Genomic DNA, 16115 nt, shown 5'->3' on the forward strand with positions numbered 1-16115 from the left:
TTCGCGACTCTGTCAGCAACGCGTCACCCCGGATCGCGCCCGTTCCGGGCCCACCCGCCCACCCCGCCGCATCGCTGCGCGATCCGCCGGCCCGGCCCGGGCGCGATCCTTCGCGCTTCTGTGTTGGCCGTCAGAGGGGGCGGAGAACGGTCACGTGTGTGTCGCCATAGCGGCGCTGATCGTCGACCGTGAAGCCTTCTGGCGCCGGCATGGGGGTGCTTTCCTCCCAGACGATCGTGGCATCGGCGGCAATCCAGCCACGGGCTTTGAGTGCGACCAGCACAGGCCCGCCCAGATCCTTGCCATAGGGCGGATCGAGGAAGACGAGATCGGCGGGCAGGTCGTCCCCCGTCGCGTCTCCCAGCTTCAGCACCTCGCGCGCCAGAACGCGGGTTTCGCCCGCCACGCCCAGCAGCCGGATATTGGCGGCCAGCAGCTTCTGCGCCGCGCGACCGCTATCGACGAAGACCGCGGATTGCGCGCCGCGGGACAGCGCCTCGAGCCCCAGCGCGCCGGTCCCGGCAAAAAGATCCAGCACGCGGGCATCTTCGATCGCCCCGCGGGAGGCCAGCATCGAGAACAGGCTTTCGCGCACCCGGTCCGACGTGGGGCGTAGATGTGCCGCGGGATCGCCCTTGCCCAGCGGCGTCAAAGGCCGCCCTCGGAACCGACCGGAAACGATGCGCATCAGGCTTTCAACAGGGCCTTGAGTTCGGTCTCGGGCGCGGCGACCGCGGCCGGATCGGGGGACTTTCCGGCCTCGATCAACCGCTTGCCCACCATGTAGCCGCGCGGATCGTTCATCGCGTCGACGGCCACCAGCCTGTCGCCCGAGTAATACCAGAACGAGGCCGTGAGCCCCTCGCCCCGGCGCGCCACGACCGAGGTATAGCCGGCGTTCAGCCCCGCGATCTGCAGCTTCACGTCGTACTGATCCGACCAGAACCACGGCTTCGGCACATAGACCGTCTCCGCCCCCAGCATGTTGTCCGCCACGCATTCGGCCATGTCGATGGCGTTGGGCACGCTTTCCAGCCGCAACCGACCGCCGTCATGGGGAAAGGACGCGCAATCGCCGGCGGCCCAGATCGACGGATCAGACGTCTGCCCGTAGGCGTTCACGGCAATGCCGTTGTCGATGGCAAGGCCCGCCGCCTCGGCCAGCGCTGTGCCGGGGGTGATGCCCACGCCCACGACGACGAAATCGACGTCCAGCTCGGTGCCATCGGACAGCACCGCGCCTGAAACGTGGCCATCGGTGCCCACCAGCCGCTCCAGCCCCACGCCTTCGCGGATATCCACGCCATGGCTCCTGTGGAGCGCGCGGAAGTAATCCGACGTCTCGGGCGCCGCGACCCGTTTCAGGATGCGGTCGGACATTTCGACGAGTGTCACCTGCACCCCGCGCTTGGTGGCCACTGCCGCGGCCTCCAGCCCGATGTACCCGCCGCCCACGATCAGCGCGCGCCGGCCGTGGGCCACTTCGGGCGCCATTGCATCGGCATCGGCCAGATCGCGCACGGTGAAGACGCCGCCCAGATCGCCGCCGATGGCCGACGGCAGGCGCCGCGGGGCCGAGCCTGTGGTCAGCGCCAGCTGGTCATATTCCAGCACCTCGTCGCCCAGCGTCAGCGTCTTCGCAGCCGGATCGATGGCCGACACGGTGGTCCCCAGCCGCAGGGTGATTCCCTGGTCCGCGTAAACACTTTCCGGCCACAGGAACAGGCGTTCCAGCGCCATGTCGCCCAGGAGATAGGCCTTCGACAGGGGCGGGCGCTGGTAGGGGGGATGTGCTTCGGCGCCGATCAGAACGATCTCGCCTTCGTATCCATCCTTGCGCAACCGCGCCGTCAGCGATGCGCCGGCCTGGCCCGCGCCTGTCACGATGATCCTGCCCATGCGGCAAACCCTCTCAAATCCTTGGCGCTAGCGCCGCGGCAATCTATATCCCTCAGAAGCGACAAAGCCAAATCCATGACCGGGAGTTAATTCATGACCATTTCCACGGGCGATACCCTGCCTGACGCCACGCTGCTGCAACTGGGCGCCGAGGGCCCCGAAAAGGTTTCCATCGCCGAACGGACCAAGGGCCGCAAGGTCGTGATCTTCGCCGTGCCCGGCGCCTTCACGCCCACCTGCCATTCGGCTCATGTGCCAAGCTTCATCCGCACCAAGGCCGAGTTCGACGGCAAGGGCGTGGACGAGATCATCTGCGTATCGGTCAACGACCCGTTCGTGATGAAGGCCTGGGGCGAATCGACCGGCGCCACTGACGCGGGAATCACCATGCTGGCCGATCCGGAAAGCACGTTCACCAAGGCCATCGGTCTCGATTTCACCGCGCCGCCGGCCGGTTTGATGGCGCGGTCGCAGCGCTACGCGATGCTGGTCGACGACGGAAAAGTCACCGTCCTGAACCTCGAAGAAAGCCCGGGCACCTGCGACGTGTCCGCGGGCGAAGGCCTGCTGGCCGCGCTCTGAAGCCTGTTCCGGGACGTAGGGTGCGTGGAAACCACGCACCCTACGTCCCGGGTTTTCCTGCCGGCCGGGCGCCGCCAATCGGCGGATGCCTCCGGCGGGAGTATTTGGTGAAAAGAAGAAGACAGGCGCCCATCTTTCTTCTCTTCCCCAAATACTCCGGGGAGTCCGGCCCGAAGGGCCGGGCGGGGCAGCGCCCCTGCGGCATCTGCCCCTTTACTTTCGCCTGATCGGTCAGACCAGCCCGTCGAACTTCCCGGCCAGCTTCACGTCCTTCTCCGTCAGGCCACCGGCATCGTGCGAGGTCAGCACCACCTCGACCGTCTTGTAGACGTTGCTCCATTCCGGATGATGGCCCAGCTTTTCCGCCCAGATCGCGGCGCGGGTCATCCAGCCGAAGGCCTCGACGAAGTTCTTGAACGTATAGGTCTTGGTGATGGCATCGCGGCCCTCGACCTCGGTCCAGCCGTCCTGTGCCAGCGTGGCGAGCGCGTCGGTGCGCGCCGTTCCTTCGAGTTTGTCGGTCATTCCTGTTCCTCCACATGGGCCCGTTTGAACGGGCCATAATCTGTCAAGACTTCGATCTCGTGTTCCACCGCGTCGCGCTCGGCCTCCAGATAGCGGCCGATGGCCTTCGCGAGCCCCGGATCGGCGATCCAGTGCAGCGAATGCGTCTGCGTCGGCAGGTAGCCGCGGGCGAGCTTGTGTTCGCCCTGTGCGCCGGCCTCTACCCGGGCCATGCCGTGGCCGATGGCGAAGTCGATGGCGCGGTAATAGCACAGTTCGAAATGCAGGCAGGAGTGATGTTCGGTACAGCCCCAGTACCGGCCATAGAGCGTATCCCGCCCGATGAAGTTCAGCGCGCCGGCCACCCAGTGTCCGTCGCGTTCGGCCATTGCAAGCAGGATGTCGCCGCGCATCGTGTCCTGGGCGTCGTCGAAGAAGGCGCGTGTCAGGTAGGGCTGGCCCCATTTTCGCGCGCCGGTGTCCTGGTAGAAGCGCCAGAAGGCGTCCCAGTGTTCGGGCTCGATGGCGTCACCGGTCAGCATGTGGATCGTTCCGCCGAACGCATTGGCGGTGCGGCGTTCCTTGCGGATCGTCTTGCGCTTGCGGGAGGACAGGCTCTCCAGGAAGCCCTCGAAATCGGCGTAGCCGTCGTTCTTCCAGTGGAATTGCTGCGTGGTGCGATCCATCAGCCCCATCGCGCGGCCGGCTTCGGCTTCGGCTTCGGTGCAGAAGGTGACGTGGAGCGAGGACAGGTTGTTGTTGTCGGCCAGCTGGACAGCGCCCTGCACAAGGGCCGAGGCGCCAATCTCCTCGTAGCCCGGGCGGACAAGGAAGCGGCGGCCCGTGGCCGGCGTGAAGGGTACGGCGATCTGCAGTTTCGGGTAATACCGGCCGCCTGCGCTTTCATAGGCATGGGCCCAGTTGTGATCGAAGATGTATTCGCCCTGGCTGTGGGACTTCGCGTAAAGCGGCGCGGCGGCGATCAGCTGACCGTCCATGTACGCGGTCAGGTACTGCGGTTGCCACCCCGTGCCAGGGCCGACGGAGCCCGAGCGTTCCAGCGCCAGCAGGAACCGGTGCGTGGTGAACGGGTCAACGGGCCGGCCATCCGCGGCCTCGGGGCAGGCGCAAGCATCCCAGTCGGTAGGAGCGATCTGCTCCAGAGATCCCAGGACCTGAATTTCGATCTGCGCCTGATCCATCTCGCGTCCGGCTCCCACTTGTTCACTGTCCGGGCCGTGCAGCGGCCGCAGCCGCGCCCGGTCAGCCCCGCCACGCCCGATCCGCCAAGGAGGTCGCGCGGCACGCGCGGCCGACGGGGGCGGGCGGGTGGGGCGGATCGGGCATGGCCGTGGCCGATCCCTCCCGCCTCTTCTTTATCTGTGCCCGACGTCGCGCCGATCAAGCGGGAAGCGCGGGCAGATAGCCTTCGAAGGTCACGTTGTCGGCAAATGCGCGGGCCGCTGCCTCTTCCCCGGGCGACCGAATCGTCCAGCAGAGCACCGGAACCCCCGCCTGTCGCAGTGCCTCCACACGGTCGCGCGGGAAATCCGCGGCGTGGTGGCTGATGAAGCTGGCTTCGACACGGTCGAAATCCGCGATTTCGGTCAGCCGGTCGCAGGTCGCGGCGGGCAACGGCCAGAGGTCGGGGTCGAAGCTCATCGTCGTCAGGCCGCGGGGCACGTCCGGCAGTAGCCGGGACATCTCGGCCATCGATTCCGGGTTGAACGACATCAACGCAACCGGCCCTGCATAGCTTTGCAGAGCGCGCGCCGCTGCGGCCTCAAGCGGTCCGACACCGGGGCCGTCATGGCGGTCCTGGTCCTTGATCTCGACCAGAAGCGGTACCTCCCCGTTCACGGCGTCCCGCACGGCGGCCAGTGTCGGGATGCATTCGCCGTCGCCGCCCAGCAGCGGGACCGTGGCCGCCTCTGCCGCGGTCAGATCCCGCAGCAGACCGTCGCGCCCGGTCAGGCGCGACAGGTCGTAGTCATGAAAGACCATCGCTTCGCCGTCGGCTGTCAGCTGCAGGTCGATCTCGATCCCGTAGCCTGCCGCCACCGCTGCCCGCACGGCGGACAGCGCGTTTTCGGGGCGCCCGGCGGCGATGTCGTGAAGCGCGCGATGCGCGATCGGCGGGCCCGTGAAGGCCGCGGGCAGGGCGGGGCGCATGGTTTCTACCGGATCTGGAAGATGCCTTCGATCTCGACCGCGACATTGCGCGGCAAAGCACCTGCGGACACGGCCGAACGGGCGTGCCGGCCGGCGTCGCCCAGAACCTCGACAAGGAAATCCGACGCGCCGTTGACGACTTCCGGCTGGTTGGTGAAATCGGGGGCCGAGTTCACGAAGCCGGTCAGCTTCACCACGCGCACCAGTTTCGACAGGTCGCCGCCGCAGGCGGCCTTGGCCTGCGCCAGAAGCGAAATCGCGCAGGTCCGGGCCGCGGCCGCGCCATCGGCCACGTCCAGATCGACACCGATCTTGCCGGTGATCAGCGAGCCGTCGGGCGCGGTCGAGATCTGGCCCGACACGTAGACCGTATCGCCCACCTGCACGAAGGGCACATAGTTCGCGGCCGGCGCCGGGGCATCGGGCAGTTCGATTCCAAGTTCGGCCAGTTTCGCTTCGATCGACATGGGCGTGATCTCCTGTTCCAGTCCGCCGGACCCCTGCCCGGCCTTCGCCGCGGACGCTAGTCCGGTTGGCCGGGGCCTTAAAGCCCAAATCCGGCCATGTGCGATCCTAGCGCATCGCCTTGGTGAAGTAGTCCGACATCGGTTTGACAAGGTAGGACAGCGGCGACCGGGCCGTGGTGCTGATGAATGCCTCCACCGGCATGCCGGGGATCAGCAGCGTGCCTTCGGGCAGGCGTTCGGCCTCACCGGGGTTCAACTCGATCTCGGCGCGGTAGAAGGACACCTGGGAGTTCGAATCCTCGAACGTGTCGGCCGAGATCTGCGACACCGTGCCGTTCAGTTCCGGCGTGGTCCGCTGATCCAGCGCCGAGAAGTGCAGAACCGCGTCCTGACCCACGTAGATCTGGTCGATGTCGATCGGATTCACGCGCACGACGATCACCAGCGGCCGGTCCTGCGGGACAAGGTACAGCACGGGTTCCGCCGGCCGGATCACCGATTGCGGCGTCTGCACCTGCAATCCGTAGACAATGCCCGACACCGGCGCCTTCAGGTCCAGCCGGTCGAGCCGTTTCAGGATCGACCGCCGTTCTTCCGCCAGTTCCAGTTCGCGGTATTGCAGATCGCGGAGCCGCGTGGTGGCGTCTTCGCGGGTCTGGGTGTCGAGTTGCAGGATCTGCAGGTCGATCTCGGTGATGCGGCCTTCGGATTGCGCTTCGGTCGCGGTGAGTTCGCCGATGGTGCCTTCCATTTCGGCCTGCGCGCGCAGAAGCCGCAGCACCGTGCCGGCCTGTGTCAGACCCTGATCGAGCAGGGATTGCTGCTGGCTCAGCTCCTCCTCGATCAGGTCGAGCTGCTTGCCCATCGAGGTCTGTTGCGCCTGGACGCCTTCGATCTGGTTCTGGATCTGGCCGCGCCGTTTCTCCAGCTGCTCGGTTTCCTTGTCGATCGTGTCGCGGCGGGCCTGGAACAGTTTTTCCTGCCCGGCGACCAGATCGGCCACGTCGGTGGATTTCTTGGCTGCCTCCAGCAGGACCGGATCGAAGGTGATCGTGTCGGTGCCGTCCTGTTCCGCTTCCAGTCGGCCGCGGCGGGCCATCAGTTCGAACAGCTGGCCTTCGGTGATCACCAGCTGCGATTGCAGGTCAGACGCATCCAGCCGGATCAGCGTATCGCCTTCTGCGACCTTGTCGCCTTCGTCCACGAGGATTTCCGACACGATGCCACCGTCGATATGCTGCAGCACCTGCCGGTCGCGTTCGACTTCGAACCGGCCCGAGGCGACGATGGCGCCCGAGATGTTGGTCAGCACCGCCCAGGATCCGAAGCCGCCGACCAGCAGCAACAGTCCGAAGACGCCGAACAGGACCGGACCGCGGGCGGACCAGCGGCGGGTTTTGTCGGGCGGTCGGGCGGGATTCAACGGCGCCTTCTTCGGCTTGACGGGTTTGGCCTTGGGGCCGGTCTTGCGTGATGCGGCGTTCATCGGACACCTCCCATCGAGGCGGTCTTGGAGAGTTCTTCGTGATTGGTGACCATCTCGCGCAGGACCTGATCCTTCGGACCGAAGGCTGCGCGCGTTCCGCTGTCGATCACCAGCAGCATGTCGCATTCCTGGATGGCGGCGGGGCGGTGGGCCATGATCATCACCGCGTGGCCCGCGGCCTTCAGTTCACGGATCGCCGCGTTCAGCGCCATCGAGCCTTCGTTGTCGAGGTTCGAGTTCGGCTCGTCCAGGATCAGCAGGACCGGTTCGTCATACATCGCGCGGGCCAGCCCGACGCGCTGGATCTGGCCGCCGGACAGACGGCCGCCGCCCTGGCTGATCTTGGTGTCATAGCCATCGGGAAAGTTGACGATCATGTCATGCGCCGCGGCGCGCTTGGCCGATGTCACGACCTTTTCGGCTTCCGGTTCCAGTTCAAGCCGCGCAATGTTCTGCGCGATGGTGCCATCGAACAGCATCACCCGTTGCGGCAGGTAGCCGATCAGCCGGCCCAGCACGGCCGGGTCGTACTGGTCCAGCGATGCGCCATCCAGTCGGATCGTCCCGCCTGCCGGTTTCCAGACGCCCGTCAGCGCCCGCGCCAGCGACGACTTTCCCGACCCGGACGGCCCGATGACCCCCAGCGCCTGTCCCGGTTCGACCTCGAACGAAAGCGCGCGCAGCACCGCACGGGATTCGCCCGGTGGCACCAGTGTCAGGGATTGCACCTGCAGCTTCGCCTTGGGGCGTGGCAGGGACGTGCGGGTATCTTCGGGCGGGGTGCTGTCCAGCAGGTCGGCCAGCGTGCGCCAGCCCTTGAAGGCGCGCTGCACCACCGGCCACTGGCCGATCGACAGCTCGATCGGGGCCAGCGCGCGACCCAGCAGGATCGAACCGGCGATCATCGCACCGGCGGAAAGTTCGCCCTGCAGGACAAGATAGGCGCCAAGGCCCAGCATCGCCGATTGCAGGAACAGCCGCAGCGTTTTCGTCATGGAGGAGAACGTGCCGCCCACATCGTTGGCGCGGATCGATTCTTCCAGCGAGGAATCGCGGGCCACCATCCAGCGGCGGAACGCCGAATCGCGCATGCCCATCGACTGGATCATCTCGGCTTCGGACCGGATTTCTTCCGACAGCATGCTGGCTTGGTTAGATGCGACGCCCGCCTTGAGCATCGGCCGGCGCGTGAAATGCTGGTTGACCCAGGTGATGAAGATCAGAAGCGCGCCGCCGCCCATCGCCAGGTAGCCCAGCCAGGGGTGGAACAGCGTGATGCCGGCCAGGAAGACCGGCGTCCACGGAATGTCGAATCCGGCCATCAGAACGGGCGACGAAATCAGCCGCTGCACCGATTCCAGATCCGCCAGTCCCGTCTGGGCCGCCGGATCGCGCGCCACGGCCGAACGGCGGATCATCGCGTCGAAGACCCGCTTGTCGAGCGCCGACTGGAACCGCGCTCCCGCCCGCGCCATGATCCGGCCGCGGGTGTAATCGAGGATCCCCATGATCCCGTAGAGGAAGGCCACCAGCAGCGTCAGCGCGACAAGCGTCGCCTCGGACCGCGATCCAAGCACACGGTCGTAGATCTGCAGCATGTAGATCGGGCCGGTCAGCATCAGCATGTTCGCGAAGAAACTGAATATTCCGACAGTCCAGTAGAGCCCCCGGCTCTGCTGCCGTGCGGCGACGAGTTCTTCACGTCCTTTTGTCATGCCCTTACCCGATCCCTCTGTCACTTATTCCATAAGCGACTCACTCTGCCGCTGCTGGAAGGTGGTACACTAGGCCGCAATCGGCAGGAAACCGTTGTTTCACCCTGCAAGCTGTTTCAAATCAGCGACAAATTAATCTATCACGATGACTATCAGTTCAGGGGCCGACTCGATCCAATGGATCACGGACCGGAACGGTGACTCGCGGTGCCTTGATGGACCGGCGATTGGACGAATACGATTGGACCTGACGTAATGCATCTTTGGCTTAGCCGGCTGGCTGCGCTTCCCGCCGCCACAGTGATTACCCTGACAGCGGCCTGCACGGTCCCGTCCGAAGAACACCGCGCCAGTGGCGAGGTGTTTGACCCCTATGAAAACGTCAACCGGAAGGTCCATGCCTTCAACATCGGCGTCGACAAGGTGATCTATCGTCCTGCGGCGAAAGGATATGTCTTCATCCTGCCCGACGAGATCCGGACCAGCATCGGCTACTTCGCCGACAACATGTCCAAACCGACGGACGTGGTCGATTTCCTGGCACAGGGCAGGATCAAGGAAGCCGTTATCACGGTCGGCCGGTTCCTGATGAACACCACCATCGGATTCGGCGGCCTTGCAGACCCCGCGACAGAATTCGGGATCCCGGACCTCGACACCGATTTTGGTGAGGTCCTGTACACGTGGGGCTTCGACGAAGGCGCCTATATCGAGCTGCCGTTCTTCGGTCCGTCGACAGAACGCGATTCGGTCGGGCTGGCCGTCGATGTGTTCACGAACCCGTTGGGTTACCTGGAATATGGATCGAATTTCCAGAACCTGCGTTATGGGTCGTACATCCTCGATCGCCTGAATGACCGGGGTACATACTCCGAAACGATCGACACGGTTCTTTACGAAAGCGCAGACAGTTACGCGCAGGCGCGGATCATATTCCTGCAAAATCGCCGCTTCGAACTGGCAGGAGAGGGGGGCGACCCCTATGTTGATGCCTATGCCGATCCCTATGCCGACCCTTACGAGGACGCCTATGCAGACCCATATGCAGACCCCTACGCCGACATCTTCGACGATCCGGAAGCAACGGCAGACCGTTTCTGACCTTGAGCGTGCGCCGCTGCGCATGCCCCGCCGGACGTTCCTTTCAACCGCGATGGCCGGCGTGGGCTTTGTCGCCGCCGGCTTGTCGAGCTGGCCCAGCCAGCTTCTGGCGCTGACCAAGGCCGGCGCCGAAGGTCTGGTCGACCAGCTGGTCGCCGACATCAACCAGGTGATCGCCACCAACAAGTCCGAAGCCTCGAAGATCCGGGACTTCGAACAGATCTTCTCGCGCTATGCCGACACTGCGATCATGGCCCGCTACGTGCTTGGCGCGGACGTGCGCACCGCATCGCCCGCGCAGCTGCGCGCCTTCACCGACGCGTTCGAGAAGTACATTGCCAACAAGTACGGCCGGCGCTTCCGGGAATTCATCGGCGGCACGGTCACCGTGACCGACTCGCGCCAGATCAAGGCCGGGTACGAGGTCAAGGCCATCGCCAAGCTGAAGGGCGAAGCGCCGTTCGGCGTCAGCTTCCTCGTCTCCGACAAGTCGGGCCGCGGCAAGTTCTACAACCTGTTCATCGAAGGCGTGAACATGCTCCTGACCGAACGGACCGAGATCGGCGCGATCATGGACCAGAACGGCGGCAGCATCGACAAGACCACCGCCGCGCTGAAGCGGTAAGGTTTCAGGCCAGCGACAGTTTCAGGGGCGTCCGGGACAACCGGGCGCCCTTTGCCTTTGCGGTTCGGTGCGTGGGCCGCGGGCTCTGGGCATGATCGCCTTGGGAGGTTAAGTCTGGGTCCGACATCGGACAGCCCCGGAGACCTGCATGACGCCCGAAGACATCGCCCGCCTGCCATATCGCCCCTGTGTCGGCGTGATGCTGATGAACGCCGAGGGCCGCGTCTGGGCCGGGCGCCGGAACGACCGCGATCACGATGCCTGGCAGATGCCCCAGGGTGGCGTGGACAAGGGCGAAGACGCCCGCACCGCGGCCCTGCGCGAACTGTGGGAAGAAACCGGCGTCACGTCCGACCTCGTCGAGATCGTGGCCGAAACCGACGACTGGCTGACCTACGACCTGCCGCACCACATTGTGCCACACACCTGGAAGGGAAAGTTTCGCGGGCAGGAGCAGAAGTGGTTCCTGATGCGATTTCAGGGCCGGGACGACCATGTCAACATCGACACCGAGCATCCCGAATTCGCCGAATGGCAATGGCGTCCGGCCGACCAGCTGGTGGATGGCGTCGTACCCTTCAAGCGTGACGTGTACCGGCAGGTGCTGGACGCGTTTTCCGAGCACCTCTGACAACGCCGGACGATCAGGGCGCCGGTGAACGCCGCCGTAGGGTGCGTGGTCTCCACGCACCGTTCCCCCGGAACATCAGGGCCGGATCAACGGGATCTGCGGCGCGCAATCCTCGGGCAGAAGGCCCATGAGGCGCGGATCCGGCTGGTGCTCGAATTCCTGCGCGAACGGCACGAAGCCCGACCGCTTGTAGAACGGCACCGCCTTCTGATCGTCAAACGTGCAGGTATGCACCCAGAACCGCGTGATGGGCTGGGACCATGCCAGTGCCACCGCCGCGTTCATCATGGACCGCGCGGCCGTCGTGCCGATCATCGGGCCGCTGACCCCGAAGTATTTCAACTCGCATTCGTCGGGCTGGCGGAAATCCAGCTCGATCAGCCCATGTGCCTCACCGTCCTTGATCAGAGAATGCACCCAGACATCCGGGTGGTGCAGGATCGCCGTCAGCTCGTCATCTGACAGTTCCAGGCGGGAGGCCCAGATATAGGCCTCCCCCAGGCGCCGATACAGCGCGCGGTACCAGTCGGGCGTCGGTGCCTCCACATGCTCCAGCGTGGCCCCGTCCGGCAGTTCGGCCGGGCGCGGCGCGGCGGGGGCCAGCATCTCCAGGTGCGTGATCACGCAGGCGACATGACCGGGCGGGACGGGATGAACGGTGAGGTCAGGCATGGCTTACAACAGTCCCGTGGCCTTCATCAGCTCGGCGACCGACTGTTCGGGGCGCGGCCCGATATGCGAGATCACCTCGCGCGCGGCAACGGACCCCATGCGCGCGGCGGTTTCCACGTCCTTGCCCGTGGCCAGGCCGAACAGGAACCCTGCGGCGAATTGGTCGCCAGCGCCGGTGGCATCGACGACCTTCACCTTCTCGACCGACACATCGGTGCGCGTGCCGTTCTGCATGACGGACACGCCGTCGCCCGACCGGGTGCAGACCACCAGCTCGCACAGCTTGGCCGTCTTCTCCAGCGCGTCGTCCAGATCGTCGGTTTCGAACAGGGACTTGATCTCGTCCTCGTTGCCGATGACGTAGTCCATCTCGTTCTCGATCAGGGTCAGGAAGTCGGCGCGGTGACGGTCGACGCAGAACGGATCGGAAATCGCGATGCCGGTCTTGCCGCCGGCGGCGCGGCAGGCGCGGGCGGCCTTGTAGAACGCCTCTTTCCCCTTGTCCTTGTCGAACAGGTAGCCTTCAAGGAACATGACGTCGGTATCGGCCGCGATCTTCTCGTCGACGTCATCGGGACCCAGCTCGGACGAGATGCCCAGATAGGTGTTCATCGACCGCTCGCCATCCGGCGACACGAAGATCATCGAGCGCGATGTGGGCAATTCGCCTTCCGGCACGGGCGCGTTGACGAAGGCCACGCCGGTTTCTTCCATGCCCTTGGCGTAGAACTGTCCAAGCGCGTCGTCATGGACCCGGCCGATGAAGGCGGTCTTCAGCCCCAGCGCGCCGGCGCCGGCGATGGAGTTGGCGACCGACCCGCCTGGCGCCTGATGGCGTTCCTGCATCGCGGCATAGAGCACTTCGGCCCGGTCCGTTTCGACCAGCTGCATGATGCCCTTCTCGATCCCCATATGGGCCAGGAAGTCGTCATCGTGCTGCGAGATCACGTCGACGATGGCATTGCCGATGCCGACGAGTTGATAGGTCTTGGTCATAGTGTCTTGTCCTCATAAGGGCAGAGATCGCGGATCAGGCAGGTCGGGCATTGCGGCTTGCGCGCCTTGCAATGATACCGACCGTGCAGGATCAGCCAGTGATGGGCGTGGAGCTGGTAGGGCGCGGGGACGTTGTCTTCTATGGCGCGTTCGACCGCGACGACGTCCTTGCCCGGCGCGATCCCGGTGCGGTTGCCGACGCGGAAGATATGCGTGTCGACGGCCTGCGCCGGATAGCGCCACCACATGTTCAGCACCACATTGGCGGTCTTGCGCCCGACCCCCGGCAACGCCTGCAGCGCCGCGCGGGAGGAAGGGACTTCCCCGCCATACTCGTCGACCAGAATGCGTGAGAGCTTCATCACATTCTTCGCCTTGTTGCGATACAGCCCGATGGTCTTGATGTAGCCGGTCAGCCGCTCTTCGCCGAGGTCGAGCATCTTCTGCGGCGTGTCGACGACGGTGAACAGGTCCTTCGTCGCCCGGTTCACGCCCACATCCGTCGCCTGCGCGGAAAGCGCCACGGCAACGAGAAGCGTGTAGGCGTTGGTGTGGTGCAATTCGCCTTCGGGTTCGGCCTCATCGGCCTCGAACCGGGCGAAGATCTCGCAAAGCGTATTGTAGTCGAGCTGTCGCGCCATGGGGCAAAGCTATGCCCGCTGTCCCGCCCGGGGGCAAGCAAAGGGGGCCATCGGGCGGCCCCTTTGCCGTAGGGTGCGTGCTTTGCACGCACCTTTCACCGGATCTGACGTGTCGGGCGGGCGTCGGGGGCGCTGCCCCCGTCCGGTCCTGCGGCCCGGACTCCCCCGAATGTATTTGAAGACCAAAGAAGCCTGTGCGCGCGGGCTTTCGCTTGCGCAGGTTCCGGGTCGTGTCGGGGTTGGGAAGGGCGTATCTTCGGGGAAAGCCTTTCGGAGCTGCCAGATGAACATCGAAACCCCCGGCCAGAGCCAGGACAGCTATCATTTCCACGTCATGCGCCGCGCGATCGACCTGATCGACGAGGCCGACCGGGCGGGCGCGCAGATGACGCTGGAGGACCTCGCGCGCCGGATGGACATGAGCCCCGCACATTTCCAGCGGCTGTTTTCGTCGTGGGTCGGCGTGTCGCCCAAGCGCTATCAGCAATACCTGGCGCTGGGTCATGCCAAGACGTTGCTGCGGGAGCGCTTCACCACGCTGGAGACGGCGCATTCGCTGGGCCTTTCGGGCACCGGGCGGCTGCATGACCTGTTCCTGCGGTGGGAGGCAATGAGCCCGGGCGAGTTCGCGCGGAAGGGGAAGGGGCTGGTGATCTACTGGGGATGGTTCGATAGCCCCTTCGGCCCGGCGCTTGTGATGGGGACCGACAAGGGGATCTGCGGGCTGGCCTTTTCGGCGGAAAGCACAGCCAAGGCGGCGATGGAGGATCTGACAGGCCGCTGGCCCATGGCCGAGTTTGTCGAGGACGCCACCATGCTGCGGCCCTGGGTGCTGGCCGCCTTCGGTGCCGAGCGGACCGAGCTGAGCCGCGCGCCGCTGTTCCTGATCGGGGCGCCGTTCCAGATCAAGGTCTGGGAGGCGCTGATGCAGATCCCGTCGGGCCATGTCACCACCTATTCCGAGATCGCGGAGGCCATCGGCGCGCCGAAAGCCCAGCGGGCCGTGGGCACCGCGGTTGGGCGCAATCCGGTCAGCTGGCTGATCCCCTGCCACCGTGCGTTGCGCAAGAGCGGTGAACTGGGCGGCTATCATTGGGGCCTGCCTGTGAAGCGCGCAATCCTGGCGTACGAGACGGCCCGCGCCGACGCCTAGGCAAATAAGGGGCGAATCGGGGCGTCAGGTATTCTTTTCCGACCGGTTTCGGCTTATATCGCCGTTTCAGAAGGGTGGCCCATCAAACGGACCGCCCCGGAGGCCGAGCAAAGGATTTCACATGACCCAGCCCGTCGCTGGCGCCCGTCGCCAGTTCCGTCCCGTCCGTATCGTTCTGCCGGCCCTGGCCGGTGTTGCCTTGCTGACGTCCGCCTGTACCGATCCCGCGTCGCTGACCACGGATTCGACCCCGAACCAGAACCGCAACCAGGGTGCCATCGCAGGCGGTGTGCTGGGCGCTGGCGTCGGCGCGATCCTTGGCGGCAATGCCAAGACCGCCGCGCTGGGCGCGGCCGTGGGCACGATTGCCGGCGCCGCCATCGGCGAAGGCATGGACCGTCAGGCGGCCGAGCTGCGCAACCAGCTTTCCAGCGACGGGATCTCGATCGTTCAGAACGGCGACCGCATGACCGTCACGCTGCCCCATGACATCACGTTTGCGACCGACAGCTTCGCCGTGCGCCCCGAATTGCGCCAGGACCTGACGAAGGTGGCGGCGAGCCTGAACAAATATCCTAATTCCAACGTCCAGATCATCGGCCACACCGACAATACGGGCGATGCGACCTACAATATCGGCCTGTCGCAGCAGCGCGCCGAAGCAGTGGCAAACCTCCTGATCGTCGATGGTGTCAGTACCACCCGCCTGCGCACGATCGCCGCCGGGGAATCGAACCCGATCGCGTCGAACCTGACCCCAGAAGGGCAGGCGCAGAACCGCCGGGTAGAAATCGTCGTCACGTCGACCGAAGGTTGATCGTTCGGTGTGACCGCACAGCGTTTGTGCGGTCACTTCCGCTCGTTCCGGTTGAACTTGCTGCCAAAATTCTACCTTGCTTCGACAAGCGAGACACAGGAGACGACAGATGACCGATACCCCCAGGCTTGTTGGCCTGAGCGGCGCCTTGCGCAGCGGTTCGACCAACCGGAAACTCGTGCACGAGGCGGCGCGGCTGTTCGGCCCGGCGGATTTCGAGGAGCTGGACCTGAACCTGCCGCTCTACGATGGCGACGACGAGGCGCGCGATGGCGTTCCAGCCGCGGTTGTGACGCTGGCGGAAAAGATCAAGTCCGCGGAGGCGGTGATCATTTCGACCCCGGAATACAACAAGGGAATCTCGGGCGTGCTGAAGAACGCGCTCGACTGGATCAGCCGGACGGATATCGCGCCTTGGGCCGACAAGCCGGTGGCGGTAATGTCGGCGGCGGCGGGCCGGGCGGGCGGCGAACGCGGGCAGGCGATGCTGCGCCAATGCCTTGTCGCGTTCCAGCCGCGGCTGATCACGGGCCCCGAGGTGCATCTGGCCGGATCGTCCAAGGAATTCGACGACGATGGCCGGCTGACGGGCGAGATCTACATCAAAACCCTGACCAGGCTGATGGAAAAGCTGCGCGCCGAGGTGGGCTGAAA

18 protein-coding genes are annotated in these 16115 nt (G+C 65.3%); 7 read left to right on the plus strand and 11 right to left on the minus strand.

The features are described from left to right. Positions 1-130: 130 nt before the first annotated feature. Complete coding sequence (rsmD, locus tag D4754_RS02655; protein WP_121061338.1) at positions 131-688, minus strand: 16S rRNA (guanine(966)-N(2))-methyltransferase RsmD; 558 nt, start codon at positions 686-688, stop codon at positions 131-133. Further along, positions 688-1899 carry an NAD(P)/FAD-dependent oxidoreductase gene (locus D4754_RS02660; RefSeq protein ID WP_121061339.1) on the minus strand — a complete coding sequence of 404 codons (1212 nt, stop codon included), beginning with the start codon at positions 1897-1899 and terminating at the stop codon, positions 688-690. The genes rsmD and D4754_RS02660 overlap by 1 nt, the downstream gene beginning before the upstream one ends. A 93-nt stretch (positions 1900-1992) precedes the next feature. Here D4754_RS02660 and D4754_RS02665 point away from each other — a divergent pair, with 93 nt between their 5' ends. Continuing rightward, a complete protein-coding gene (locus D4754_RS02665) occupies positions 1993-2481 on the plus strand; it encodes a peroxiredoxin (RefSeq protein WP_121061340.1) in 489 nt (162 codons plus the stop codon). A gap of 231 nt (positions 2482-2712) precedes the next feature. Here the strand turns inward: D4754_RS02665 and D4754_RS02670 are convergent, their stop codons facing one another. The 6 genes from D4754_RS02670 to D4754_RS02695 form a co-directional block, all read right to left on the minus strand. Next, entirely contained in the window at positions 2713-3006 is a 294-nt protein-coding gene (locus D4754_RS02670) for a 4a-hydroxytetrahydrobiopterin dehydratase (protein WP_121061341.1), read from the minus strand. Next, positions 3003-4187 (minus strand): GNAT family N-acetyltransferase, encoded by a 1185-nt coding sequence (locus tag D4754_RS02675; protein WP_121061342.1) that lies wholly within the window; start codon positions 4185-4187, stop codon positions 3003-3005. The genes D4754_RS02670 and D4754_RS02675 overlap by 4 nt, the downstream gene beginning before the upstream one ends. Before the next feature lie 199 nt (positions 4188-4386). Further along, on the minus strand, positions 4387-5157 hold the full coding sequence (locus D4754_RS02680) for a glycerophosphodiester phosphodiesterase family protein (RefSeq protein WP_121061343.1): 771 nt from the start codon (positions 5155-5157) through the stop codon (positions 4387-4389). A gap of 5 nt (positions 5158-5162) precedes the next feature. Then, positions 5163-5624, minus strand: coding sequence for a RidA family protein (locus D4754_RS02685; RefSeq protein ID WP_121061344.1), 462 nt, complete (start codon positions 5622-5624; stop codon positions 5163-5165). A 106-nt stretch (positions 5625-5730) separates the two neighbouring features. Further along, on the minus strand, positions 5731-7110 hold the full coding sequence (locus D4754_RS02690) for an HlyD family type I secretion periplasmic adaptor subunit (protein ID WP_205589567.1): 1380 nt from the start codon (positions 7108-7110) through the stop codon (positions 5731-5733). Continuing rightward, a complete protein-coding gene (locus tag D4754_RS02695; RefSeq protein ID WP_121061345.1) occupies positions 7107-8825 on the minus strand; it encodes a type I secretion system permease/ATPase in 1719 nt (572 codons plus the stop codon). Before D4754_RS02695 ends, D4754_RS02690 begins: the two co-directional genes overlap by 4 nt. Positions 8826-9080: 255 nt before the next feature. Here D4754_RS02695 and D4754_RS02700 point away from each other — a divergent pair, with 255 nt between their 5' ends. The 3 genes from D4754_RS02700 (at position 9081) to D4754_RS02710 (ending at position 11182) form a co-directional block, all read left to right on the plus strand. After that, entirely contained in the window at positions 9081-9926 is an 846-nt protein-coding gene (locus tag D4754_RS02700) for an MlaA family lipoprotein (RefSeq protein ID WP_121061346.1), read from the plus strand. A gap of 22 nt (positions 9927-9948) precedes the next feature. Further along, a complete protein-coding gene (locus tag D4754_RS02705) occupies positions 9949-10551 on the plus strand; it encodes an MlaC/ttg2D family ABC transporter substrate-binding protein (protein WP_121061347.1) in 603 nt (200 codons plus the stop codon). Between the two features lie 148 nt (positions 10552-10699). Beyond that, a complete protein-coding gene (locus D4754_RS02710) occupies positions 10700-11182 on the plus strand; it encodes an RNA pyrophosphohydrolase (RefSeq protein ID WP_121061348.1) in 483 nt (160 codons plus the stop codon). A gap of 75 nt (positions 11183-11257) precedes the next feature. On the opposite strand, the gene D4754_RS02715 is transcribed toward D4754_RS02710, so the two are convergent. Genes D4754_RS02715 through nth form a run of 3 tightly spaced genes read right to left on the minus strand, consistent with a single transcriptional unit; the run spans position 11258 to position 13491 of the window. Beyond that, entirely contained in the window at positions 11258-11854 is a 597-nt protein-coding gene (locus tag D4754_RS02715) for a GNAT family N-acetyltransferase (protein WP_121061349.1), read from the minus strand. Positions 11855-11857: 3 nt separating this feature from the next. Beyond that, a complete protein-coding gene (locus tag D4754_RS02720; protein ID WP_121061350.1) occupies positions 11858-12850 on the minus strand; it encodes an adenosine kinase in 993 nt (330 codons plus the stop codon). Further along, a complete protein-coding gene (gene nth / locus D4754_RS02725; protein ID WP_121061351.1) occupies positions 12847-13491 on the minus strand; it encodes an endonuclease III in 645 nt (214 codons plus the stop codon). Before nth ends, D4754_RS02720 begins: the two co-directional genes overlap by 4 nt. 283 nt (positions 13492-13774) lie before the next feature. Between nth and D4754_RS02730 the strand changes: the two genes are divergently transcribed. From D4754_RS02730 to D4754_RS02740, 3 genes are all read left to right on the plus strand, one after another. Next, the gene (locus D4754_RS02730; protein WP_121061589.1) at positions 13775-14644 is read left to right on the plus strand and encodes a methylated-DNA--[protein]-cysteine S-methyltransferase; all 870 of its coding nucleotides are present in this window, start codon (positions 13775-13777) and stop codon (positions 14642-14644) included. Positions 14645-14765: 121 nt separating this feature from the next. Beyond that, entirely contained in the window at positions 14766-15461 is a 696-nt protein-coding gene (locus D4754_RS02735; protein WP_121061352.1) for a YiaD family glycine zipper/OmpA-like lipoprotein, read from the plus strand. Between the two features lie 109 nt (positions 15462-15570). Next, positions 15571-16113: an NADPH-dependent FMN reductase gene (locus tag D4754_RS02740; RefSeq protein WP_121061353.1), complete on the plus strand. Its 543-nt coding sequence runs from the start codon at positions 15571-15573 to the stop codon at positions 16111-16113. Positions 16114-16115: the final 2 nt, after the last annotated feature.

Source organism: Chachezhania antarctica, assembly GCF_003646465.1.
Lineage (GTDB): Bacteria > Pseudomonadota > Alphaproteobacteria > Rhodobacterales > Rhodobacteraceae > Chachezhania > Chachezhania antarctica.